Origin of the sequence: Paenibacillus intestini (genome assembly GCF_030803945.1) — a bacterium.
In the GTDB taxonomy this organism is placed as follows: Bacteria; Bacillota; Bacilli; order Paenibacillales; family Paenibacillaceae; genus Paenibacillus; species Paenibacillus polysaccharolyticus.
The window spans coordinates 1-26105 of record NZ_JAURUN010000012.1 but is presented as its reverse complement, the minus strand read 5'-3'; the positions used below and the strand labels follow the sequence as shown (position 1 = coordinate 26105).

General features: G+C 46.7%; 20 protein-coding genes. 10 read left to right on the top strand and 10 right to left on the bottom strand.

All coding sequences use genetic code 11. The features are described from left to right. Positions 1-368: 368 nt before the first annotated feature. From J2T16_RS24235 to J2T16_RS24205, 7 genes are all read right to left on the bottom strand, one after another. Positions 369-1646: an S-layer homology domain-containing protein gene (locus J2T16_RS24235; protein ID WP_499019412.1), complete on the bottom strand. Its 1278-nt coding sequence runs from the start codon at positions 1644-1646 to the stop codon at positions 369-371. Between the two features lie 257 nt (positions 1647-1903). Continuing rightward, positions 1904-2233 (bottom strand): chaperone CsaA, encoded by a 330-nt coding sequence (csaA, locus tag J2T16_RS24230; protein WP_154891496.1) that lies wholly within the window; start codon positions 2231-2233, stop codon positions 1904-1906. A gap of 138 nt (positions 2234-2371) precedes the next feature. Further along, positions 2372-3004 carry a uridine kinase gene (gene udk / locus J2T16_RS24225; RefSeq protein ID WP_090924213.1) on the bottom strand — a complete coding sequence of 211 codons (633 nt, stop codon included), beginning with the start codon at positions 3002-3004 and terminating at the stop codon, positions 2372-2374. Positions 3005-3207: 203 nt separating this feature from the next. Further along, positions 3208-3786 (bottom strand): VanZ family protein, encoded by a 579-nt coding sequence (locus J2T16_RS24220; RefSeq protein ID WP_154891495.1) that lies wholly within the window; start codon positions 3784-3786, stop codon positions 3208-3210. Positions 3787-3819: 33 nt separating this feature from the next. Then, positions 3820-4947 (bottom strand): DUF4179 domain-containing protein, encoded by a 1128-nt coding sequence (locus J2T16_RS24215; protein WP_499019411.1) that lies wholly within the window; start codon positions 4945-4947, stop codon positions 3820-3822. Further along, entirely contained in the window at positions 4931-5467 is a 537-nt protein-coding gene (locus J2T16_RS24210; RefSeq protein WP_154891493.1) for an RNA polymerase sigma factor, read from the bottom strand. The genes J2T16_RS24215 and J2T16_RS24210 overlap by 17 nt, the downstream gene beginning before the upstream one ends. Before the next feature lie 345 nt (positions 5468-5812). Then, positions 5813-6496 (bottom strand): DJ-1/PfpI family protein, encoded by a 684-nt coding sequence (locus J2T16_RS24205; RefSeq protein WP_154959846.1) that lies wholly within the window; start codon positions 6494-6496, stop codon positions 5813-5815. A 214-nt stretch (positions 6497-6710) separates the two neighbouring features. Between J2T16_RS24205 and J2T16_RS24200 the strand changes: the two genes are divergently transcribed. After that, positions 6711-7358 carry a TetR/AcrR family transcriptional regulator gene (locus tag J2T16_RS24200; RefSeq protein WP_221790176.1) on the top strand — a complete coding sequence of 216 codons (648 nt, stop codon included), beginning with the start codon at positions 6711-6713 and terminating at the stop codon, positions 7356-7358. Between the two features lie 176 nt (positions 7359-7534). Continuing rightward, positions 7535-8002 carry a hypothetical protein gene (locus J2T16_RS24195; RefSeq protein ID WP_260511046.1) on the top strand — a complete coding sequence of 156 codons (468 nt, stop codon included), beginning with the start codon at positions 7535-7537 and terminating at the stop codon, positions 8000-8002. Between the two features lie 128 nt (positions 8003-8130). Here J2T16_RS24195 and J2T16_RS24190 read toward each other — a convergent pair whose 3' ends face one another. Together J2T16_RS24190 and J2T16_RS24185 are read right to left on the bottom strand one after the other, a co-directional pair. Beyond that, entirely contained in the window at positions 8131-11169 is a 3039-nt protein-coding gene (locus tag J2T16_RS24190; protein ID WP_434349234.1) for a DEAD/DEAH box helicase, read from the bottom strand. Beyond that, positions 11166-12914, bottom strand: coding sequence for an SWIM zinc finger family protein (locus tag J2T16_RS24185; protein WP_336121341.1), 1749 nt, complete (start codon positions 12912-12914; stop codon positions 11166-11168). Before J2T16_RS24185 ends, J2T16_RS24190 begins: the two co-directional genes overlap by 4 nt. 244 nt (positions 12915-13158) lie before the next feature. On the opposite strand from J2T16_RS24185, the gene J2T16_RS24180 reads away from it, so the two are divergent. Beyond that, complete coding sequence (locus tag J2T16_RS24180) at positions 13159-13983, top strand: endonuclease/exonuclease/phosphatase family protein (RefSeq protein WP_221790178.1); 825 nt, start codon at positions 13159-13161, stop codon at positions 13981-13983. A gap of 212 nt (positions 13984-14195) precedes the next feature. Here the strand turns inward: J2T16_RS24180 and J2T16_RS24175 are convergent, their stop codons facing one another. Then, positions 14196-15023: a methyl-accepting chemotaxis protein gene (locus J2T16_RS24175; protein ID WP_221790179.1), complete on the bottom strand. Its 828-nt coding sequence runs from the start codon at positions 15021-15023 to the stop codon at positions 14196-14198. A gap of 358 nt (positions 15024-15381) precedes the next feature. Here J2T16_RS24175 and J2T16_RS24170 point away from each other — a divergent pair, with 358 nt between their 5' ends. The 7 genes from J2T16_RS24170 to J2T16_RS24140 all read left to right on the top strand — a co-directional run bounded on the left by J2T16_RS24170 (position 15382) and on the right by J2T16_RS24140 (position 25432). Beyond that, entirely contained in the window at positions 15382-17691 is a 2310-nt protein-coding gene (locus tag J2T16_RS24170) for a glycoside hydrolase family 88/105 protein (RefSeq protein WP_260511048.1), read from the top strand. A gap of 223 nt (positions 17692-17914) precedes the next feature. Further along, positions 17915-19246: an ABC transporter substrate-binding protein gene (locus tag J2T16_RS24165; protein WP_154891485.1), complete on the top strand. Its 1332-nt coding sequence runs from the start codon at positions 17915-17917 to the stop codon at positions 19244-19246. Between the two features lie 134 nt (positions 19247-19380). Beyond that, entirely contained in the window at positions 19381-20331 is a 951-nt protein-coding gene (locus J2T16_RS24160; RefSeq protein ID WP_397351819.1) for a carbohydrate ABC transporter permease, read from the top strand. Next, positions 20328-21176 carry a carbohydrate ABC transporter permease gene (locus J2T16_RS24155; protein ID WP_090924199.1) on the top strand — a complete coding sequence of 283 codons (849 nt, stop codon included), beginning with the start codon at positions 20328-20330 and terminating at the stop codon, positions 21174-21176. Before J2T16_RS24160 ends, J2T16_RS24155 begins: the two co-directional genes overlap by 4 nt. Positions 21177-21203: 27 nt before the next feature. After that, positions 21204-23093, top strand: a complete 1890-nt coding sequence (locus J2T16_RS24150; RefSeq protein ID WP_499019410.1) for a sensor histidine kinase — start codon at positions 21204-21206, stop codon at positions 23091-23093. Beyond that, a complete protein-coding gene (locus J2T16_RS24145; RefSeq protein WP_499019409.1) occupies positions 23093-24697 on the top strand; it encodes a response regulator in 1605 nt (534 codons plus the stop codon). The genes J2T16_RS24150 and J2T16_RS24145 overlap by 1 nt, the downstream gene beginning before the upstream one ends. 180 nt (positions 24698-24877) lie before the next feature. After that, complete coding sequence (locus tag J2T16_RS24140) at positions 24878-25432, top strand: GNAT family N-acetyltransferase (protein WP_336121336.1); 555 nt, start codon at positions 24878-24880, stop codon at positions 25430-25432. Positions 25433-26105: the final 673 nt, after the last annotated feature.

Genomic DNA, 26105 nt, shown 5'->3' with positions numbered 1-26105 from the left:
GCTTATAGACTTCTTGGTCTAGAGGGAGATTTATACATACAAAAGAAGAATTAGGTTTGTTTGTTGTCGAATTATTTGATAGCTCTTGTCCATTACACTCTCCCTCTACTTTCCATTTCATATTATCTAATTGATATATGTATATGCCAATATTACTTGTACCTTTACCTTCTACAGGACTAATTTTCCTTTGGGATTTTGCTGGGGTAGAAGGCTCCCAACGAGGAGCCTCCAATGGAGGTTTTGTACCGGGGCCTCCCCCAGCGTAAATAAGATTCATAGGAATCACCAAGCTTAATGATATTATTGAGATCAGTGATTTATTTATAAAAGTTCTTAGATTCAAACTAGATCACCCTTCAAATTTATTAGTTTGCTGTCATGTTGAAATCTGTTCCATCCTTAGCGATGACTTTCACTTGAGTTGTAAGTGATTTATCGAAGTGCAACAATCCTGTAGACCAATATGTTGGATTCTTAACTTTAAATACTCCCTTATTACTTAGGAAATCATTAATGTGAGGTACCGAGTATTCCAAGAATGAATTTGAGTTTGGTGATTTCAAAGGGTTAATACTTGGTGACTGTAAGAGGCTCCCCGCCTGAAGTTGCGTCATGGAATCTTTGATATTTAAGTCAAATTCAGCAAAGGAATAGTAAGACCCACGTAAGAGGGAGTCTTTTTCATCAACAAAAACAGGGTAAAAGATACTTCTTTTCGATTCGATAGTGTATGGATTTACAATGATCCAGTTACGCAGTTTAACATCAGCATAATTCGTAATTGTAACTAAATCTTTATTTCTAACCTGTGAAAAGTCGGTTGTAACTTTGCTATAGTCATATGAATCAAGAAATTTATTTTTTGAGGTTTTCTGATACCTCGGTGCAATCACACTCAGATTGGTGCCTGTCAATCCCACCTGCCGCAGTTCATTCAGCCCTTGAAGATCGGCAGGTTTGGTTTTGGCAACGGACGCGTAACGACTGAGCAACACGGCGACTTCTGCCCGGGTTGTGGTGCGGTTTACGCCAAATGTTTTATCATTCGCAACGCTCATCAGCCCGGTTCCAAGGGCAACGGCGACAGCATTTTTTTGCGAGTCGGCCAGCTTGCCTGTAAAATATTCCTTCGCAGGAATGACGGTGTTTGTTACATCCGAGAGAGCCTGTCCATAGTCTGAATCTACTACACTCAATCCTTGTGTTAACCATTCCGCCATTTCGCCCCGTTCAAGTGCAGCTTGAGCACTTAGTTTGTCCTTATAGCTGGAAGGATGGATAAATCCTTTGGCAATCGCCGTAGAAACACCATTTTTAGCCCACTCCGGTACATCTGTAAAATGATTCGGTTCAGCAGTCGGTAGCTCCGGCTGATCATTCAAACGTGCTAAAATACTAGCCATTTCAGCTTTGGTGACGGGTAAACCTGGTTTAAACGTTCCGTCTGCATATCCCTTGAAATAACCTTTCTCTACTGCGGAATAAATTGCTGAGGATGCCCAGTGGGATGCGGGTACATCTTTAAATGAGCTGACGGCTTGCGCTGCTTCGACTGTACTAGTGCCGCCTATTCCCACCAAACTTGCATATCCCCCTACGAATAAAGCTAATGCTGTTAAACTGGAAATCATCTGTTTTCTCATGAATCTAACTCCTCTCGATGGATATAATTTGGCGCTGATATGTACTTACTAGGATTATATCTGCTAAATTTGTAATAATAATCAATATTCTACCATGTATATCCTCTCAAAACACAAAAAAAGGCCACGAATCCGCAGATTCATAGCCTTATGCTTTAAGGTCTCTCGAAATATGTAATTCATTTCAGTTATTGCTCAATACATAGAGAATACTCCATTTTCCAACATTTGAAAACCCCATGTACATAAAAATAAATTCAAGCAATCGGTGTTCCATTCGGTAACGGATGATCTGGGGAGAGCAGGACGACGTCACCTTCGCCGGGAACACCGCCCAGTACAAGTACCTCGGACACGAAACCGGCAATCCGCCGAGGTGGGAAATTCACGACAGCAACGACCTGTTTGCCAATCATCAGCTCGGGCGTGTAACGGTGGGTGATCTGGGCACTGGAATTTTTTAAACCGAGTGGCCCGAAATCTATTCTCATCTTAATCGCAGGAACACGAGCCTTCAGAAAAGGTTCAGCCTCCACCACGGTACCTACTCGAATATCATGTTGCGTGAACTCTTCAAAAGTAGCCATAAATAAACTCCTCTCAACGAAACGATGTCATATAGTATAGATGATATATCCATCCCCGAAAACAAAAAATCCAGATTACGCTGTATCGTAACCTGGATTAATCCCTGAAAAACTCTGTTTTTCTTTATGCAATTTTGATTAAGATCTGTTCCAGTTTTCTCCCGTGAGATATTTCTCGGTAAGAATGGACAGCATCTGAATCCCTACTTCATTATGCCCGCCCTCAGGGATGATGATATCCGCATACTTTTTGGACGGTTCGATAAACGCATCATGCATCGGTTTTACCGTTTCGAGATATTGTTTGTACACGGATTGAATCGAGCGTCCACGCTCTTCCATGTCCCGTAGTACTCTGCGCAGAATGCGTACATCGGAGTCGGTATCTACAAATACCTTGATATCCAGCAGTGTACGAAGATGCTCATCAATCAACACATGTAACCCTTCGACAATGATGATGTGGTTCGGCGCAAGCTCAATCGTTTCGCCTGCAGCGCGGTTATCTATGGTGAAGTCATACACGGGAGCATACGCTGGCTGGCCCTTTTTCAACAGGGTAAGATGCTCAATCAACAGATCGTTATCAAAAGCAAACGGGTGATCGTAATTCGTCAGTCTGCGTTGCTCAGGTGTGAGGTCTGACTGGTCTTTGTAATAATTGTCTTGGGATATGAATGTAACTTTGGCTGATCCCAGACGTTCAATAACGGAGCGAGCTACCGTTGTTTTGCCGGAGCCGGTTCCTCCGGCGATACCAATAATGAGCATGGTTGTTCCATAAACCTCCCTAAAGTGGCAGCATGATCAATCGATAAAGAGTGCCCAAAATGTTTTATTTTTAAGCGCGATCTGCATGTCTGTCTGCGAATACACAATTCCTTCATTGTATCACAGCTCGCGAACTTTTTCATCTTAAGGAACAGACCATGTTTTGCCTTCAAAGGAGGAAGCTCATTTTCAGATGTATCATTCTAACGTTGCGTAGAGTGTGATTTATGACCTGGCATTTTCCAAGGAAGAATCAGCTTTTGGCCGATCAGGCGGGTAAGCAGACTAAGCACAATAAACCCAAGCACACTTCCTGAAGTATTGGCGATCAGATCATTAATATCGGTTGAGCGGCCGTTGCCTACCGCAATTCGAATCACGAGTTGCAATAGTTCAATAGTTAAACTTACCGTTAAGCCTGTCTTCGCCACTTTTTTTATGGAGTTGACCGAAGGTCTCCAAAGAGGAAGCAGGAATCCTAACGGCATAAACAGCAGGATGTTCAAAAGAAAGCTTGGCGCATCCGCAGTCAGCAATGGAACCCACTGAATGTTTGAATACCAGGGTGTTTGGTTGGCATACATCCCGATGTTCACATCAATGGGGAAAAATACAAAATGCATCATGCCCAGCATATATATCACAAATGTCAGCATCAACATATACTGTTTGCCTGTATATCTGACTTTGCTCACCCTGGCATGAATCACCAGAGTGAGCAGGGTCAGAATAAACAGTGGCACAAGAACTACAAAGGATGAAATGGTAAACTGAATGGACATGCGATAACCCCTCTGCAAGGAAATGAAATTGAGCTATGGCAACTGGATTTTCATTTCCATTCCTTTAATGAATTGATCGTCCTTGACCTCTTCGGCAAAATCATCTTTCACCTTAAAAGGCTTCACAATCAGGTATTTCACATCCTTGGCTGTGGTAGCATAGATGTTTTCCCAGTTCAACTGGTTTGCTTGATACACACCTTCACCGCTCAATGCAGTCAATTGTCGGCCTTGATCATCATAGACAGCAAATCGGATTTCACGTAGCTGTTTCTCTTCTTTTTTACTTAACGTTTCTTCCCCTTTTAACGCGATCGAAGCAGTTAGACGAGTCGTAATTGGGGTGACCTCGGCTTTGTTCACAGTGACCGTGTACAGATCATTTTCTATCGTGCTATTCGGCTGAACGTTATGAGTGTCCGTTATAGATTTAGTGAACGGAACGGTCAATTCGAACTCATGATCCATACCTTGCAACTTCAACTTCACTTTAGCTTCGAACTGATCCGGGATGACGCCTGTGTGATCTGCAGGAATAACCTGTTCAAAAAGCAACGTATCAGGCTCGTTCGCTCCGGCTGAAGTATAGAACAGACCGCTATCTGGACGAGAACCGTTCACATCGAAAAATACATTTTCAACGCCACTGCTCAGCTTTACGATATCTTTGCCATTGTCGTACATGCCCTGATTGAGATTAGGTGCAGTAACATGAACGAGAAACGCTGCACGTGTGCCGTCATAGATCGTTTCTAATACTTTGAATTTCACATCCTGATAAGTGAAAGAGCTGTTCACTGGTGTAGTCAAACCTTCGTTGCCTGCTGTTCTCAGACCCATATCAGCTTCAATCGAGCTGAAGAGACTGCCTATCAGTGGAATGTTGCGCAACGAGTCAGCCATTGCTGGAGAGACAAAACCGGATGCAAATACCGTTAAGCCCAGCACACCTGCTGCGACAGCAGCTCCTGCGGTACGGCGTAGTGGCTTATGAACACGTTTTGATGGATGAGCCTGAACCGACTCCATATTCATTTGGCTAGCTGATTCCGGAAGGGAATCCAGTGTGGCATCAATGCGGTTACGTACGATTTTAGACATGGCAGGACGCTCCTTGGCTTGTTCTTTTAATTTTTGATCGAGATTAAACGGGTTCGACATGTAATTTTACCTCCCGAAAGTTTTTGAATTTTTGATATAGCTCTTTCCTTGCCCGGCTCAGCCTCATCTTCACGGCGCTTTCGGACAGGCCCAGTGTATCGGCGACTTGACGCAGGCTCATATCTTCAAAGTAGTGCAGTACAATCACAATGCGTTTGGCTTCTTCCAGCTGATCGACTGCTTCTCGCATATCCACCTCATCGTATGGACTGGATTGTGCCTGATGTTCTGCGGGTACTTCTGCGTAAGAAGTGGAGAGAGAGCGGCGGGATAACAAGGTATTGCATTCATTGATGAGAATACGGAACATCCAGGTTTTGAAATACTGTGGTTCCCGAAGGGTATGCATGGATTTATAGGCTTTCAGGATCGTCTCCTGAATCGCGTCTGCGGCATCCTCTTCTTTGCGCAGCATGGATATGGCGGTATTGTATAGGGAATTTTCGATCTCTCGGATCAGCCTGATGAAAGCTTCACGATCTCCCTGGATAGCCTGTGTGATGAGATCGGGTGAATCCATAGTTAACAGCTCCTTTCGTAACGGGTTTATATCGTGTTAGAGATACATCTCTTGGCCGGTTTTACATAGATTAGACTGCCGGGTGGGGCAGATGGTCACATTTATTTTTTTGTAGGATAAAAATGAAGAGTTACACTGAATGCTGCAAACTTCATATGTTAGACGTCTAAGGAGAGAGCCTGCCCTTCACTTGAAGCAGTATAAGGATAGAAGAAGTAGCGTCTGGCGTTTTTGGAGAACATAAAGAACATCACTAAAAAGCACGTACCTGTCAGATCTTGAAGGGTACGTGCTTTTTGTTAAAGTTTTCATTTATATAAAAGCTCATGGGGGAGCTGAGGTATCTTACAGACCAAGCAATTCTTTGACACTTTCAGCTACGGCTTTGCTGGATTGCGGGTTTTGTCCCGTAACCACACGTCCATCTGTTGTCACATAGGAAGTGTAAGGAGAGGATTTAACGTACTCGGAAGCACGTTCCCGAAGTGCATCTTCGAGCAGGAATGGAACATATTTCGTTTGTTGTGCCAATTCTTCTTCCTCATTGGTGAAGCCGGACACTTTTTTATCGTTAATCAGAAGCAAGCCATTGGACAGCTTCACATTCAGCAGGGCAGTAACCCCGTGGCACACGCCGGATACTACGCCACCTTTTTCATAAATATCACGTGATAGCGCTTGAAGTTCGGCATTGTCCGGGAAATCCCACATTGTACCGTGTCCACCTGTGAAGTAGATGGCATCGTAGTCGCTTGCGCTTACTTCGCTCGGTTTCAATGTATTTTTCAATTTGTTCATGAAGGATTCGTTCTCGAAATAAGCTTTGGTGCTGGCATCCAGAGAGTCGCCCAGACTTTTCGGATCAAGTGGCACGTTGCCACCGTTCGGGCTAACCAGATCAATCTGCACATTATCGTTATGGTCGAACTCTTCAATGAAGTGAGTGGCTTCACTGAGCCACAGACCTGTAGGTTCATCTTTGGTTGCATATTTATCGACATTGGTCAAAACAACTAATACTTTTTTCATCGTGAAAACCTCCTGTACATGCTTGTAATTTAAATTGTGTAAAATATAATCGTTAACAACTTCATGCAGACAATATATCATACTCATTTGTTAAAGTAAACTAAAACGATGAAATTCGTATAGTTCGTTTATTCTATCTATTTTGTCCAGGCATGGTATACTCATTATATTGTCCAATTTGGAGCAATTGACGCAGCATGAAGGAGGTACCCCCTTGAAACGTTTGGAAAATTCACAAAAACTACTAACCAAAATCATTCCGGTTCTGCGTGCAAAGTCCATCAGTTCCCTGCGCATGGATGACATCGCGAAACATATGGATATCAGCAAGGCAACCCTATATAAATATTTCTCATCCAAAGAGGAAATTATCCAGAACGTACTGAACGTGTATATTGAGGAGATTCATGATTCCCGGGCAACAATGGACGATGATACGATCTCGTACGAGCGTAGATTTCAGATCGCCTATGAGCATGCGATGACCCATGTGTTATATCTGCCCGAGTTCTTTTGGAACGAGGTGAAGAAGCTTTACCCGGAATTATACGAAGGCATTGCTTCCGCTTTGAGGCATCATAGTGAACAGTTATGTTCATTTTTTGAAAAGGGAATAGAACAAGGTATTTTTAATCGCATTAGCCCGGTGTTATACATGATTCAAGATGAAGCTGTGATCCGCAGAATCGCTGAGCCGTCGTTTTCCATCACGCAAGATATGACCATCCGTCAGGGCTTGTTTGACTTTTACATCCTAAAGAAACATCAGTTACTTAGCCCGTCACGGATCGAGAATCTGGATGATCAGCCAGTAAAAGCATACATTAACGAACTGATTCAACAGCTATCACGGACAATGTAAAGAGCGGACTGGAGAGGGTTATTGGATGGCTAGCTCTGGATATAACAACGGGAAGTATATATTTTATTTCAAATTTAAAATAAATAGATTTAAAGTCCTAGGTCTTCTGATATAATCATGTCGAAAGATGTCAATTATGACCAGATGTCTTCTACATATTTTGGGAGGTCTACCCTATGAAAAAGTCAACAAAGCTTCTCTCTTCAACAGCTATTGCTGCAATTGCAGCAGTATCGGTTGTCACTTCTGCATCGGCAGCAAGTGCAACTGTGGCAAAGCCCGTTTCTTCATTGTCCGGAGTAAACATCTCCTCGATGGATATTGAAACGGCCTTGATGATGGTGCAGCAGGAGCGCACTAGATTGCTGGATGCTCAATTGCAAACACAAATTCAAGAGGTACAGAACCGCAATCAACAGATTGCTGATCTCAATGCAAAATTGCAAGTGGCTCAGCAAAACGGAGATCAAGCCGCTGTGCAAACATTGAAAGGCCAGATTGATGCCCTCAGCAATTCGCAACAAATGGATATGCTTCGTCTGCAGTCCATGTCTAACAAGCGGAATGAAGCTTTTGATCTCATGACTAATTTCATTAAAAAGATGCAAGACTCCAGATCCTCCATCATCGGTAACATGCGCTAGGACTGGGATCCCAAAACAAGGTTTAGAATGGTACTTTCATCAAGAAGCACAACGTTACAAAAGCAAAAAGAGCGAAGCCGGAATCCACATTCCAAAGCTTCGCTCTTTTTTTATTTTACTCAGCCAGCTTAACCAGACCAGTCCCGGCGACGCGTGAACAAATCCTTCAGTTCATCGGTCGATAGTTCGGTAATCCAGTTCTCGGAGCTGGTGATGATGTTGTCACTAAGTTGTTGCTTGCTCTCCAGCATCTCGTCGATGCGTTCCTCCAGTGTACCGAGGGAGATGAATTTGTGCACCTGTACGTCCTTGGTTTGTCCCATGCGATAGGCCCGGTCTGTTGCCTGGTTCTCCACTGCGGGGTTCCACCAGCGGTCAAAGTGGAAGACATGATTGGCCGCCGTCAGATTCAGCCCAACACCACCAGCCTTGATGGACAGAATGAAGACCGAAGGCTGCTTGTCCGCAGGCAGTGTACGAGATTGAAATTCCTCAATCATGCGATCCCGCGCAGTCTTCGACGTGCCGCCATGCAGGTAGAGTACAGGTTCTTGCAGCTCCTGCCGCAGCACTTGCTGTAACATCTGCCCCATGCCGATATATTGTGTGAAAATCAGGCAGCGTTCGCCCTCGTCACGCAGCTCGCGGACAAGCTCCATCAGCCGTTCCAGCTTGGCCGAGCGGCTGATCAGCATCGCCATGTCCTGCGGACTGTACACGTCATAGGTTGATGTTGCCGGATCATCCGCAGGCAGTTCTTCAGGCAACGTTTCCTTGGTGAGCAACAGCGGATGGTCACACAATTGCTTCAATTGGGTTAACGCGGAGAGAATCGCGCCTTTGCGCTTGATGCCCTCCAGCTCTTTCATTTTATCCATCAGGGCTTGCACCGATTGGTCATATAATGCACTCTGTTCACCTGTAAGGTGAATATACGTTTTCATCTCATTTTTGTCCGGCAGATCGAGCTGGATATTCGGATCTTTTTTCTTACGGCGAAGCATAAAAGGTTTCACCAGTTGTTGCAGATCCTGCATGCGCTGCTCATCCTTATCCTTTTCAATCGCACTGATGAAGCGGGTTTGAAATGCCCGGGCACTGCCCAGATAACCCGGATTAATGAAATCATAGATCGACCACAGTTCGGATAACCGATTCTCGATCGGCGTACCTGTAAGCGCAATGCGATGTTTCGCCGGGAAGCTGCGTACAGCTACGGACTGTTTCGTCTGGGCATTCTTGATATTCTGTGCTTCATCGAGGCAGATAGCAGACCACGTGTAGGTTTCCAGCAGTTCCTGATCCAGCGTCGCCGTGGCGTAGGAAGTAATGATAATATCCGACTGTTCGGCTTGCTCCCGGAATTCTTCTCCGTTTAACCGGCGTGCCCCGTAATGCAGACTGACACGGATGGAAGGAGCAAAACGGCTGATTTCCTTCTGCCAGTTCCCGAGTACGGATGTTGGACAAATCAGAAGGGCAGGTGCTTGTCCAGGTAGTCTTGGCTCATGATCTTTAATGTGCAACAAATACGTAATGAACTGAATCGTTTTCCCAAGACCCATATCATCAGCAAGACAAGCGCCTAAGCCGAATCTGCGCAGAAAACCAAGCCAAGCAAAACCTTCCTTCTGGTAGGAACGTAGCTCTGCGTGAAGTCCCTCCGGAACGGGCAGGGAAGGGGCTCCGCCTTGTCCGCCTCCGAGCTGAGCGATGACCCGGTTCAGATGATCATTTAACTCCACCTCAAGCCGGATACTCTCGCTGGTCTGAGATGGCTCTGGCTCCTGTTCGCCCTCGGCCTGTTGACCTTCCTTCCATTTCTGCTTGGCGTATTCCCGCTGCTCATTGTGAAGTAGATGCAGATGCAGAATATCCTGGAAAGAGAGTCCTTGCTCCCGATCTACACCACCCATCGCTCTGCGAATTTGCTCCAGCAGATCGGGGTCGAGCGGAACCCATTCGCCGCGGAATCGGACGAGTCGTTCATTACGGGCGACGAGATCTGCAAATTCTTCTTCACTAAGATCACTATCCCCAATGGCGATGCGCCAGTCAAAATGAATGATGGAGTCCAATCCAAAGAACGATTGGCCCCGCTCGCTGCCTTCCTCCGGTTTTACCTTGGCTCGCAGCTTCGGTTTTTTCTTCCGGGCGGCTTCCCACCAGCCCGGCAATAGAACTTGCCATCCCGCGGCTAGCAAGCGACCGCTCTCCTGGGTCAGAAACTGCCAGGCTTGCTGATCATCCAGCGGGTCGCTCAGAATATCTCGTCTGCCGCTGATCGAACTGCCAAGACGCGGCAGTTGCGCACGCAGCTGATCCAGCCAGCCAGCCGAGCGATCCAGAACAAATGGCGTCCAAGCTTCGGGCCATTCGCCCTCCAGTCGTCCGCGTGAATCCAGCAAGACCGGCACGAGAACGGCAGCGTCCAGCTTGTTCTGCAATACCAAACGCAGTCGCCAGGAGAAGTCGTCCTCGTCCGGCTCCTGCAATTGCAGCATCGGGCGGAAGGGTGCGGCATCGGCTTTCCAGCCGATGGACACCAGCCACGACCGAGCATCAAGGCCGCCTGTTCGCGGAAGCACTCCGCGCTCGGGGAAGAGCTGCGGGAACTCCCGCCGCAGGTCGGTGGCTGCTTCTTCGGAGCTATACCAGCGCTGGAACACAGCGGCAGAGTAAGCTGCGCCAAGTCCTTCAGCGAAACTTTCATCCGTCTGCTGCATGGCTTGGTGAAGTGCAGCCAGATCCTGCTTTTTCAGACTATCCGAGTCCCACGTCCATTGCAGTTGTCCGGCACGATAAGCCTCAAAGCTGGGTACATGCTTGCGATGATCAATAGACGAGGACAGTATAGGGGCTAGTCGGATCAGGTACTCAGCCTGTTCATCCCACTTCCACTCAATATGAATCAGAGTCTTCATCTCTGCAAAGAATGGGAGAACCTCTTCCGCAGGCAACACCACAAGCTCAATCTCTTCAATCTGCCGGATTTCAAGCTCCGTGCCGTAAAAGGAAGGAGCATGCCATGCGAATAGACGCTGCTTCAACGACTGGCCTGACACAAAGTGATGTGTATTCAGCGCACCGTAAAATAGCGCATCGCCATAGCCGGTCAACGCCACGTGTACCTCAATCGTTTCCGTGTATGGGTGAATTAGACTCATGGTATCAGTTTACCTTTCCGAAGTTCCTCCTGCAGAGCGCGCAATCGGCTGTTACGAACAGCCAGTGCAGTAATAAACTGCTCCCACGGCTCTTCTCGCTTCATTTTTTTATATATTTTGGATAGTCGTTTCAGCAGCTTTACTGCGGCTTTATAACCATCCCTGTTCTTGTGTGCGATATAACGCTCCACCGCCTGGTGATAGAACGGCAACAGCAATTCAGGGGCATCCTTCTCAATAGGTTGCAATACAGCTACTCGGAATTCGAGAGGTTCAGTGCCTGTGCTCAGCTGAAAATCAATCCACCTGCGCCACTGCCCCCGAGAATGCATGGCATCCTCATAAGCAGGCCTGGAGTGGGGAAGCATGCTGACCAGCGTGTCCCACATCCGGTGCTCTGCATCCGGGACATGCTGGATTGCAGTATCCCACAATCGCATATAGTCCTGTAAAGGAGCATTGCGGCGACCCGCCAGCAGGGACCCGAGCTGTACCAGCCATTCGGACAGACGTGTCCATTCAGCTGCATCGGTCAGTGTATGGAGAAAGTACAACAGATGTTCCGGCGGAATGCCATAGGCTGAGCTGCCATGGACAAGTTTCTGCCAAGCTGATGAATCCTGTTCCAGATGGTAGTACATCCAGCTCTGTGCCAGAACAAGCGGTAAGGGTAAAGATCCTTTTCTGACGTTCTTCTCTCCGCCGGGGACAGCTCCTTCTGGCGAAATGATCTTTGCTTCTGCTTCGTTCAGTAGATGAAGTTCTGACTCCAACATCGCCTGTTTACCTTGAAGCCAGGGCACAATCCAGTTCAGCCACAGCTTGGAGTAAACGGGTGAGAAGAACATCATATTAGCTGTCTCCGGCAACATCTCTGTCCGCAAATAAGCCGAAGTTTCTTCGAGCCTTGCCCAGACTTGTTCAAGTGCCGTGTCCTTCAATCCGGACAAGTTCAGCGACTGGAGCAGAAGGGCCTCAATTCCTTTTTGGAGAGCGTCTACCGCCAGCTGCGCAGGGTAACTTAAATACACAGGAGTATGCGTAATCGAGTTGCGCGCGGGTGGTATACAGTATCGCATGAGGTAAAGCTGAACATGCAGCTCAAACAGCTGATCCATCGCCACTGACATCTTGGGTTTGATCGCGTATAGTTCATCTGCAGCTTCCTGAATGTAGCCCGTCGTTGCCGTTCCTGTCCCGAGTCGCTTAAGGGTCGCTCGAAATAGTTCATGCCATTCAACAATGTCCATTCCAGCGAGTTCGGTTGCCCGCTCCTTAATTGTGCTATACTGGGGTCCATCCGAGGAGATATTGTCTTGGACAGCCTCCTCTTGTTCCGTAACATCGCTGAAGCTATAAGCTCTCGCAGATGTCGAACCTGCCGGTTTGCTGGTTTGTTTCAAGGCAGTACTTGCATGTGCATTGACCAGTGCAGGAACGGGGCGTCCTTGCTGTTCAGCATAACTCATCAATACAGCAGCCATATGTTTGCATGGAGAGTTAACCGGGCAGGTACAATAACTGGTGGACAAGTCCTGCATACGGAGCACAACCTCGTAAGATTCTGATCCTTGTACCTCGGCGGTAATAGCCTGAGCATCGTTGAAATTTATAGATATAACACGTTTCTGTTTATAATATTGGAATCCACGCATGATCGTCAGGTTGTTAAAAAGATCTGCAACTTCACGAATCAGTGCTTGCCACTGCGTGTCATCCATGATCTGATCCTTAGGTTTGTTCATCATTCCATCTCCTGGGGTATACATGGTTAACTAATGATGACGTCTTCGACGTCAAGGTCTAGAGTTTCAATGCTTCTATCATATCAGTTCTGGAGATGCTCGTGCAGACGTCATCGGAATCTACTGCACGAATACTCCATATTGTGTATGCTTATCTTATAACGTATGTATTCATTTCAGGAGCGGTACTGGCTGCGCGGCAGCCATATAAAGACTATATTCAACAACAGGAGCGAGCATAGAGATGAAAATCCTTACATTAAATGTCCATGCTTGGGCGGAAGAAAACCAACGAACCAAGATCAGTCAGCTGGCTGATTTTATCAATACACATCAATTTGATATCATATCGATGCAAGAAGTGAACCAGCCGATTCAAGAAACGGCTCTGACCCAAGAGGAATTGCAGACGTATACAGCAACCGAAGCGGATGTGACGATCAAAAAGGATAACTACGCTCATGTCCTGCTACAGCAACTAACCGAGACGTATTACTGGACCTGGATTCCAACACATATCGGGTTTCGTACATACGATGAGGGGCTGGCGATTCTAAGCCGGACACCCATTACTCGTTCATTCGGCGAATACGTGTCCCACATGCGGGATTATAACAACTATCGAACACGCAAAATCGTCGGGATTGAGACTACCCTGGAAGGTGAGTCCACATCCACATGGTTTGTGAACGGACATTATAACTGGTGGGATGATGCACAGGAACCTTTTAAGGGGCAATGGGATTTGACCGAGCGTGTGCTTGCACCTTATATGCATCAACCGTTGTATCTGATGGGGGACTTCAACAATGTCGCGGAGATTCGTGGACAAGGCTACGATTACATGATGGAACATGGCTGGAATGATCTGTATACGACAGCCGAACAAAAAGACGACGGGGCTACTGTGGTTAAAGCGATTGCCGGTTGGGCGAACAATGAACAACCGCTAAGAATTGATTATATTTTCTCGAATCGTCCTGTTCAGGCGCAGATCTCCAACGTTGTGTTAAATGGTAAAAAGGGACCTGTCGTATCCGATCATTTCGGTGTTGCGGTAGAGATATAAGGATATTCCGAGTTTATGCTTTTGCACGTACATTCTCTTTCTCGTGTACGCCTGAATGCTATATTCGATCATGTAGATAGAAAGCCTCCGCTCATATCCCGAACAGGGAATGACTGTGGAGGCTCTTGGTGTGTTATGAAAAACTCATTTCTTATGTAAATCGTGCTGCTTAAATTAAATTTTTCTAAGATTCATTGTTGATCAATAAATGTTTATTCAAGCGCCAGCATCTGCTGTACAAACTTTTTTAGATTTGCACTGGTCTCACTCAGTTGTTCAATACTTTGCATAAATTCAGTCACAAGCTTGGCTTGATCTCCAGTTGCTGTCGTAATCTGGCCAATCTCTTGCTCCATATATTTCATGGAATGCTGCACACTGCCCAGAGAGGTCTCTATATCCGACGCAGCTTGTTTCGTATGATCGGAGAGTTTACGGACTTCACTAGCTACGATGCCGAATCCGGCGCCTTGCTCACCGACACGAGCGGCCTCAATCATTGCGTTTAATCCAAGCAGATTGGTTTGCTCGGAGACTTCACGAATCACGTTAGTGACTTTTGTGACGTTAATCGAATTTTCGGATGCCTTTTGAGAATTTCGCAAAATTTCCTCCGAGGTTGTTGACAGCTGTTCCGAATGAGCTGCAATTTGCTGAATGCCACCAACAAGGGAGTTGATTGTTGTTTCGCTTTCGCTAATCAGCTTTTCCAGTGTAAGGTGATTATCAAGTGCGTAGTTGACCCCCAGTATGCCGACTACTTGTCCGTTTTCTTTTACAGGGATGAGGATGGAATCGAACGGCCTTCCCTGAAGATCACCAGGCATGCGCACAACGGTGCGGGAGTCCTTATTGCTCAGCATTTTGAAATGCTTGTAGTCATCATGTAGTTCGTCGCCGGCTTTTACACCAATATCTAGACTTTGGGCTTCGGAGAAATATAATACCTTTTCATGATCATTGATCGATATGGAGATATCGTCACGGAACATTTGACGTACAAAAGGCATCGTATTGACCAGAGATTCAAGCGTATTCAATATAAATCTGTCCTTTCCAAATTAGTATGGGTTGTTATTAAACTACCTAGTATATATCGGTTGCGTCTCGAATTTCTTTTAACCATGATTGTCACAGGTACCATATATTTCTTGGTTTTGGTAAGCGAAGCGAGGATTTGCGAATACAGTGTAAGCGTAAACAAAAATCTATAGCCACCATGAGCTGTGTCAGTTATACTAGGATTATTAATCGATACGAATGGTAAAAGAAATGCTGTCGCTTGCTCATAAAGGGGTATCCTCATTGAGGTTAAGCGCTATATCTATATCATGAAAATAAGTGAACAACGTCCTGTAAACAAGCATGGGCTTTTATAAGATTGAGAAGTACTTCAACATGAGAGGAATGTGGCATTCAATGACAACGTATTTCAGTGAACCGCAGAGCATGTATTATCGATTCGGAGAAGATCAGGAGCAGGTATTGAAGGTGCTTGCCGAGAGATATATTGGTGCCAATGCACAGGCCGATTTTGTGTACCGTGCGTTTCAGCAATCCGGCATTTTGCAAAATGATAAAGGGCTCTATGATCTGAATCTTGGTAAACGCTTTCCAGACGCGCCGAAAGATCATATCTCCTACGCCGCAGCGCTGGTATGGGGGGATGAGAACCGTAATCTCGATGTGCTGGTACGTTGCTATGGACCGGTACGTTTTTATTTTAACAACGAGTTGATCTACCGTTCTACGGTCATTGATGAGATAACGCCAGATGCCACGGTGAAGCTTGGAATCGACATCGAGCCCGGCTGGAATACCGTGTGGCTGGAGATGAAAAACACCCCTGCCGGATTCGGATGCCAGTTCGGTTCCGATGAAGGCAAAGTACGTATTTTGAATGTACTTGCTCCTTTTCAAGAGCGTTCGGGGCAAGCGGGATGGGTCTTCTCTGAACCTGTTACATCTGCACAAGCCCAGCCAAACCTGCTCGCGAGTCAAGGAGAGAGTAATCTAAAATGGTTGCCAGAGACCCAGTGGTCTGCTTCCGAACAGAATAAATCGGCTTTGGAACGAATCTATGGACTGCTTCCAGGCAGACACGCTTATGCATGGACGAATCTGAACAATCGTGATACCTCTGGACGTCCGGTTCGATTATCTGGACAATCCTCTGGTCCAATACAGATCTGGCTCGGGGACAAGTCAGTTGCAACAATAAAAAACGCAGGATCGTTCGAAGTGGAGGTTGAAGCCACATTTGGCCGAAATGATCTTCTGGTACGAAGTGAATGTCAAGCTGGTGCTGGCTCATGGGGATTTGACCTGAAAGCTTCTGTCGGTAAAGAGTCTCTTCAGTTGGAGCTTCCGCAACGAGTGCAGGGAGCATTGGAAGAATGTTGGTTCTATGCAGGTCCATTTGAATCTGGAGCCGAGCCAGAACTTGCAGATTTGATGCGTTTGGATCGTGTGTACCGGACTAATGCAGGACAACAAGGCACAGGAACGAGCGGCGTTTCGCAAGCAGGGCGGACGTACTGGCGTTTGGATCGGCCGGATACGTTCATCCGACCTTATTATGAAAATGCGATGCTGAGCAATAAATGGACCGTGGGTAGTGTAACCAACTATGGACGTTGGGATTACCCGCTGGGTGTTACCGTCTATGGCCTGCTCCAGGCAGGACGATATATGCAAAGAACAGATATTACCCGTTATGCCGCAGAACATGTACAGTCATGCACTCAGATGTATGAGTATTCTCTATGGGATCGTGAGCAGTATGGTTTTCCTTCTATTAATCAGCAGTTAATTATGTTGAAGATGTTGGATAACTGTGGTTCCTTCGGCTCAGCGATGCTGGAATCATATACGGAATGTAAGGAACCAACCTTCCTTCCCATTGCTGAACGAATCGCGGACTTTATGCTTAACCGTTTGGAGCGTCAAACGGATGGGGCGTTCTATCGAACATGTGCTGGGGAATATGCCGAGAATACGATGTGGGCAGATGACCTTTACATGAGTACACCGTTCCTTGTGCGGTATGCTCGTGTGACAGGGAAATCCGAAGCACTCGATGAAGCGGCCAAACAGTTTTCGTTGTATCGCAAATATTTGTTTATGCCTGAATACAAGATCATGTCTCATGTATATGATTTCAAATATAAACAGGCGACTCAGATTCCTTGGGGGCGTGGTAACGGGTGGACTCTTTTCTCCCTGACAGAAGTACTGGAGGCATTGCCTGAAGACCACGCGGAGCGTCCCGCTTTAATCGAGTTTTTCAACGAGCTATGCGAGGGTTATGCAGCACTGCAAAGTGAGAGCGGGCTCTGGCATCAAGTATTGAATCATTCGGAAACGTATCTGGAAGCCTCCTGTACAGCTATGTTTGCGTATGGTTTCGCACGTGGTGTGCGTTTCGGCTGGTTTAAAGATCCTTCGGCATACGTTACGGCAGCTCAGCGGGCTTGGAAGGGACTGGTGAGCAACGCCATTGACCGTCAAGGGAACGTTCACGGCGTATGTAGCGGATCAAGATATGCATTCACAGCTGAATACTACGATCAAGATTTGCGGACGGTTACCAATGACAACCATGGCATTGGGATCATGATGCTGGCTGGAACAGAGGTAGCCAAAATGGAGAAACATTTATCGGAGCGCACGGCGAAGTCTACAGCGTCTACTGTACATTCCGGATAGAACGAGGTTGTATCAGCTTCCCACCTGCTTCATTTTTTAGGTTTGTTCATCATGAAGAGATAAGCGCCACCGGGAATGTGGTTTCCGGTGGTTTTTCTTTCCTGTGAACCCCTTACTTTTTTGACAGGATAGCTTACTTTTGTTTATGTCATGTACAGAGACAGGCGATTACAATAGTTTTGTAAGCGATTTCATATAAGCAAAAAGGGGAGGAAATTCATTCATGATCATCACCAAAAAGTGGGTAACCCTGTTCTGCCTGTCCCTGTTATTATTCGCTACAGCCTGTTCTGGAGGAACCTCAAGCACACCGGCATCTTCCGGTGATTCAGGCCAAGGCGGTACTTCTGACAAAATTGAACTGCGCATGACCTGGTGGGGGTCACAGACCAGACATGATCTGACAACCAAAGTGATCAAACTGTTTGAAGAGAAACATCCAGGCATTACAATTAAAGCTGAATATTCGGGCTGGGATGGATATTTTGACAAACTTACGACTCAGGTTGCCGGTTCGAACGCTCCGGATATCATCCAGATGGACTACGCGTTTCTGACGGACTTTGCACGGCGCGGTGCTTTGCTTGACCTGACGCCATATGCAGATAAAGAGCTGCGAATCAAAGACCACGACAAGAGCATGATTACAGCCGGATCGATCGACGATAAACTATATGCCATCACCCTTGGGGTGAATGCGCCAGGTGTCATTTATGACGCAACATTATTCCAGCAACTGGGCATTGAAGAGCCGAAGGAAAGCTGGACATGGGACGACTTCTCAGCGATAGCAGCCAAGATTGCTGCAGCGAAGGGAGACGGATTCTACGGTTCGGCTGACATTTCCGGTGCTACGAATATGTTTGAGGTATTTGTACGCCAGTCCGGTAAAGGGTTGTTTGAGGATGGCACCATGACAGCAACAAGTGACCAATTGAAAGAGTGGTTTGAGATGTGGGCTGCATTGCGTGAGAACAGAGGAGCTACATCCGCTGAAGTCGCTGCTTCCACAACCAATGCACTCGAAACCAGACCGATTTCTTTGGGTACAGCGGCTATGGACTTTGCGTGGTCCAACCAACTGCTTACGTTCCAACAAGTGAACAAAAACCAGGATCATAAGCTTGGCATTCAAGTGTTGCCACATGGTGTGAACGAACAACGGATCGGTGAGTATCTGAAGCCAGGCCAGTTCCTGTCCGGTTATGCCAAATCCAAACATCCAAAAGAAGTAGCTATGTTCATTGACTTTATGGTGAATGACCCTGAAGCGACAGCGATTCTTGGATCAGAGCGCGGTGTGCCAGTCAATGCGAGTATCCGTGAGCAGATGCAGCCGAAGCTGTCAGATGCAGAGAAAGTCATTTTCCAATTCATTGATACGGTATCCAAACATTCCAGTGAAATTAGCCCGCCATACCCGCAAGGTTTTGCTGAAGTGGACACGAGTTTCAAAAGTGCAAGCGAACAGATCGCTTTTGGTCAAGGTAGTATGACAGACATCATTGCCCAGTTTATTGAGGGCGCCAAAGCAACGCTTGGATCAAGCCAGTAAAGAGAATAGAACTTGTAGCTATAGACGAGTTTTACCTGTATCTGTATTTGTAGATATGTCTACAAGATATATCTACAAATACACCTGGCGGAAACCGTTCCGATGAATTCAAATCCTGCGGGGAGGTTGCGAAAATGACGACATCACAGGTCAGTCAAGCCAGAATCGAGAAAGTAGCCGCCCGGCGCATGAAACGTCGATACGCCCATAATGGAGCCGCTCTGCTCTTTCTCGCTCCTTGGCTTGTCGGATTAGTATTTCTGACCCTGGGTCCCATGCTTGCTTCGTTATACATTTCCTTTACCGATTATAGTATTCTTGCCGCTCCAAACTGGGTCGGTCTGAATAACTACGTCACCATGTTTACGTCTGACAAGCTGTTCACCAAGTCACTTCAGGTGACATTTACTTACGTTGCTGTCTCCGTCCCACTCAAACTGATTTTTGCCTTATTTGTCGCGATGCTGCTCAACAAAGGCATTCGCGGACTTGGCATATACCGCACCGTGTATTACATCCCTACATTGCTGGGAGGCAGCGTAGCTATCGCAATGTTGTGGCGCAAAATGCTGGGCGGTGACGGATTGCTCAACAGCGTACTGGCGATGGTAGGCATTAAAGCACCTGACTGGGTGGCTAATCCGAAGTACGCACTGTATTCCATTGTTCTGTTGTCTGTATGGCAGTTCGGTTCATCCATGATCATCTTCCTGGCAGGACTCAAACAGATTCCACCGGAGTATGATGAAGCGTCTGCGGTAGACGGTGCGGGTCCGATGCGGAGATTTTTCTATATCACGTTGCCGATCCTGTCACCTGTCATCTTCTTTAACTTAGTTATGCAGCTGATTACGTCCTTTCAATCGTTCACACAGGCCTTCATTATCAGTAACGGCAGCGGGGGTCCTGTAAATTCCACATTGATGTACTCTCTCTATCTGTACAAAAAAGGGTTCTCCTTCTTTCAGATGGGTTATGCTTCTGCCATGGCGTGGGTGCTGGTAATCCTGATCGGCGTATTTACATTGCTCGTATTCCGCAGCAGCAAGTTGTGGGTACACTATGAGGATGGTGGAAAATCATGATTGGACAACGTAACTCCGTAGCATGGATTGTCACCAAACATGTACTGATTTCAGGTATTGCCCTTGTGATGCTCTATCCTGTTCTGTGGATGCTGGGCAGCTCGTTCAAGCCGGGGCACATGATTTTTACAGAAACTTGGTTCTGGCCAAAGGAATGGAATTGGCAAAATTACATGACGGGCTGGTCCGGCGCTCAGGGGAATGCCTTTTCCAAATTTCTGACCAACTCCATCGTTCTGTCGCTTGGAGCCGTGCTGGGCAATGTGATCTCCTGTTCGATGGCGGCCTATGCCTTCGCCCGGCTAAACTTCCGCTTCAAAGCAATCTGCTTCGGGCTAATGCTGATGACGATTATGCTACCGCACCACGTTACGCTAATCCCGCAGTATATTCTCTTTAATCAGTTGGAGTGGGTGAATACGTACTTGCCACTTGTTGTACCAAAATGGTTGGCAACTGACGCGTTTTTCATCTTCCTTATGGTACAGTTTTTCCGGGGATTACCGCGAGAACTGGATGAAGCAGCGACGATCGACGGTTGTGGCCCGGTAAGAATCTATACCAAAATCATTATCCCGCTCGCTTTTCCGGCACTGGTAACGACGATGATCTTTACGTTTTTGTGGACGTGGGATGATTTCTTCAGTCAATTGATCTACCTGAGCGATGTGAGCAAGTACACCGTTCCGCTGGGACTACGCCTGTTCCTGGATTCGAGCTCACAGTCCGATTGGGGTCCGATGTTTGCCATGTCTGTGTTATCCCTTGTGCCATGTTTTATCGTATTTATCGTGTGTCAGAAGTACTTCGTGGAAGGAATCGCGACCTCTGGGCTCAAAGGGTAATTCCAAGACGAAACGAGTTGATTCCGAGTGCGAAAAACAAGATGGTCTGCCTACATTCTTCAAAAGTTGCAACAAAGCAAGCTCTCCACATTGATGGTGACTTGCTTTATTGCGTTTAATTTACTGCTTGTCTCCATTATTGTATGGCTGGCTTATCAATCCTTCTCTGCGGTCACATTTACCGAAATCAGCAAAGCACGTCTTGCTCTTTTGAATGAGAGCACCAGGCGAGGCTTTGATTTTATTACTGGGGTAACGGGCACGTCCTATGGGCTCGCAAGCAACAGGGAGTTGTCTAACTTGCTGGATACATCCAATACGGGCAGGTTGGCACAAATTCATCAGCGGAGAGAGGTTTCAAAAATTCTGGATCATACCATGGTGGTGAGTGATGGGATTACCTCGATTGAGCTGTATACGGATGCTTTTAATGAAGTGACAGTTACCATGGCTGACCGTATTTTCCCTGTAGATGCTATATCGAATGATTCATGGTTTGCCGCACTGGAGAAGGCGGACGCAGCCTGGGTTCCGTTACGTGAGAATGAATCGGGACAATCCTTGGTTGGATATGCACAGCGGATCTATGATAGTCGAGGCGGGACGGTCGCTTATGTGCTCATTCGTCTAAGCAGAGCAGATATCGTACGCAGGTTTGCCGATGTTCCAATGGTGCTTGATGGCAAAGTGCTACTGGTGGATACCGCCGGCAATGTGGTGATGCAGATGGGGAAGGCTGATCCGTCAGGGGGAAGTACAGGTCAGTCCGATCAAGAAGATCAATCACGTCCCGAAGAAAAGCAGACCATAGCTCAAGGAACGGTGGACGGGACTGACTCATCATCTTCTATTATAGATAGTGCCTGGATTCAGGAGCATGCTCGCCCTGGAGAAGACGGATTCGAAGTAGTATCAGGTCAACCGGGAGGGGCACAACTGGTGCTGTACTCCAGACCTGCTATGCTTCAGTGGCGTCTTGTGCAGACCATTCCTGTATACACCTTGTTATCCCCGGTTCGCCAAGCAGGGTGGCAGATCCTTGGCATCGCTGTGCTTGGGCTTCTATGCTCGGCTGTGCTCGCGTATTTGTTTGTACGGCAGATTATCCGCCCTTTGCGACAGTTGATCAAACGAATGAGGCAACTCGAAAAAGGAGACTTCGACACTCGTGTACAGCTCTCCTTCACGGAGGAGTACGCTCATCTGGCATATGGTTTTAACCATATGGCTTCACAGCTTACGATGCTGATGGAGCAGGTCAAAGAAGAGAGTCGAGCGAAACGGGAAGCGCAAACCAGCTTGCTTGAGGCTCAGATCAAACCTCATTTCTTATACAATACGCTGGATATGATTCACTGGCGTGCGCTTGATTATGAAGCGAAGGACATCAGTCGTATGATTGTGCAACTGAGCAAGCTGCTGCGGATCGGGCTGAGTGGGGGCAGATTGTTTATCCGTGTAAGGGATGAATTAGAGCATGCCCGTTGTTACGTCAGCATTCAATCTGAACGCTTGCCATTCTCGATTCAATATGAGGAACGCATTGATCCACGTATACGTGGGTGTCACATCCCCAAGATCATCTTGCAACCCTTTATTGAAAATGCCGTGATGCATGGGCATCCATTGGAAGGAACGTTGCGTATCCAAGTATGTATTGCCCCGGCGGAAGGGTCTGTTGCTGACATCACCATTCGAATCATGGATAATGGGCAAGGTTTGCCGGAGGATTGGAACATGGAGGATGCACGAGGTATCGGTGTTCGTAATGTACATCAACGCATTCAGTTGTATTGTGGACAAAGGTATGGCGTGCAACTACGTAATGGAAGTTCAGGCGGTGTCGAGGTAGAGATCACACTACCGCGCATTGAGACCGAAGAGCAATTAAATCTGTGGCTGGACGGTGAAAAATGATGAAAACCATTATGCTTGTCGATGACGACCCGCATATTATTAAAGCGCTGACCGAGCATATTAACTGGCCCTCCCTGGGCCTGAGTATTGCTGGTACAGCTGCGAGTGGAGTGGATGCACTTGAGCTGTTCCAGCGCGTGCATCCGGATCTTGTCATGACCGACGTATACTTGCCGGGCATGACTGGACTTGAAGTCACGCAGGAGTTGCGGCGTGACTATCCCCACTTGCCGATTATCATCCTTAGTGGATATGACGAGTTCGAAAACGCCAGAGCGGCTATGCGCTGGGGCGTGAATCACTTTTTGCTAAAGCCAGCGGAGGTGGAAGAGATTGAGTCAGTGCTACGGGAAGTGTTGCTGGAACAAGACGTGCGAGAGCGGCGAGAGCGGCTGGAGCGGACGTATAAACAAGAAGCGGGAAGAGTGCTCCCTTACTTACGCAAACAGTTTCTTCATGAATTGCTGACCACACGTTATCGAGCGGACGAATTGCCCGAGGCACGGATGGATTATATCGGGTTTCAAATCTATGATAAGGTTCGTGCAGTCAGTTTGCAGTTGAATCGTCCAGGTTTTATGACACGTATGAGAGAGCGAGACTGGCAACTGTTACGTTATGGAGCGGCGGATATCATCCAAGAGACAGTGAAGCAACAGACTGCTGAGATGGCGAATTGCCAAGTGGAGGTTGTGGATTATTCGGATCAGGTATTTGTACTCGTTATGCTTGGAGACAAGGATTATTTTGAGGACTTGCAGGCTCTCGTAGGTCGGATGATTGATCAGATCTTTACGTATCTGAAAATTGAAGTTAGCGCCGGCATTGGTCGGGTGAAAGAGCATCCCTGCGAGGTCATCGATTCTTATCTGGAGAGCAGGGAAGCGGTAGAACGAGCGGAGTTTCAGGGTGGGAACCGCATTTATCATGTGGAGACATCGGAAGAGGTGGAGCGAAGCGCGACAGATTATTCATTGTTGCTTCATCAATGGGACGAGGCGTGGGTTGATCTGCGGATTAATCAGGCGGAGGAGGTCTGGCTTCAATTATTCCAATCGCTACAAGAGGGAAACTGTGCAAGCATTCAGGATGCCCAGGTGGTAGCGGTTAGTTTATTTGATACGATGATGCATAGCTGGAAAAAGCAACAGCCGATGCTGACACCGCCTCTCACGATGAGTGACTTCCTGCGTGAAATACAGTCGAAATATGCCTTGCATGATCTGATAAACTGGATGGATGGCGTCATTAAGGGATGGCTGGAGCAGATCCGCAAGGAGATGGGCGAGAAGAAAAGCAACAAACTTATCGCTCAAGTGAAACAATACGTTGAGGAACATTACGCAGAGGAGATCAGTTTCGAGGCCATTGCCAAAGGTCTTTTTGTGCATCCCAAGTATTTAAGTCAACTATTCAAAAGGGTAACCGGAGAGAATTTCGTCAGCTACCTGAACGGATACCGTATCCAGCGGGCAATGGAGCTTTTGCAGTCGGGACATTATATGGTGTACGAAGTTAGTGAGATGACGGGGTTCCGCAATGCGACGTATTTTAGTCAGGTGTTCAAGATGTTGACGGGGAAAAGCCCGTCAGAGATTGGTTGAGTGGATTAGTTGTCGGTCTGGCAAGTTGAAGATTCGTTATTCTGAGTCAGATCGAGTGAGGTTGGCGCACCGAACAGAGCAGTATATAGAAGAGAATAAGACAAGGCGAGTGTGGAATGTAGCCTAAACAGAGTTGATGATGTTGTTAATGTTAAGCGTGAAAGGTGTGAGAGAGGCGAGATGGTCATTGATGATCAGGAGTACCTAGTCAAAGGAAAGCAATATACCATTCGTTCAGCCGTGGAAAAGGATGCGGGTACGTTGTGCTCACTTCGTGTGCAGCTAGACGGTGAGACGGATAATATGGATCGTGAAGCGGGCGAAGCCTACATTGATGCTTCGGGGTTCCAAGAGTTGATTCGCATGGATACCGCAAAACGTAACAATCTGTTTCTGGTTGCTGTGGCATTAGGTGACATTGTCGGGTACTGCAGGTGTGCTGGATCTGAGTTGAAGCGTTTTTCGCATCAGGTCGAATTTGGGGTATGTGTTGCCCGTTCCTTCTGGGGATATGGTATAGGAAGAGAGTTACTGAAATCGTCCTTACATTGGGCGGATGAACAAGGGATCGAAAAGGTAACGTTAAAGGTACTTTCAACGAATGATAAAGCGATACGATTATATGAGAAAAGCGGTTTTGAGATTGAAGGTGTCCTTAAGCGAGATCGACGGCATGCGGATGGACAGTATTACGATACCGTGATGATGGGCAGATTTGCCTATGGAACAAGATAGCATATGAAATTAGGGATCTTAGTTTAGTGGCTAGAATACACGGATCAAATGTTACCACAGATAGTTTTATCCCTAATGCTAGCTGGAAGGGCTGTATGATTAATACAAGCTAGCTGAGAACAACCATTTAAATATATTAGCTGGTCTAGTATCACTGGATTCCTTGGATAGATTTAAATGATGAGTATTCTATAAGGTGTAATTCATGTGTAGCTGAAACGAGTAAAGGTAAGTAAAAGAATGTAGTGTGTGAGGACAGTTTCAAATATCATTATAGAAGCATGCTGATGTTATATAGTTTTGATCTAAAGTCGATTTAGAGATGGGATATTTTACAAGTTGCCAGCAATGTTCTATGTATGGTATATTCTAAATCCGGCCAAGAAAACACAGTTTACACGGTGCGGCAAGCATATGAAAACAAGCTTCAAAAGAAACTTGGAAAAAAGAGCTTGCAAAGTTGGTTCGGAAGTGATATGATATAAAAGTTGCTGAAGCGAATGAGTGACGGTGACTGAATACGTTTGATCTTTGAAAACTGAACAACGAGTGAGTATCGATCTTGCTTGCAAGATCAAAAATGAGATTTTTAATCTCGTCAGATTCAAAATGAGCTTATCGCTCTTTTCAATAACTTTATTGGAGAGTTTGATCCTGGCTCAGGACGAACGCT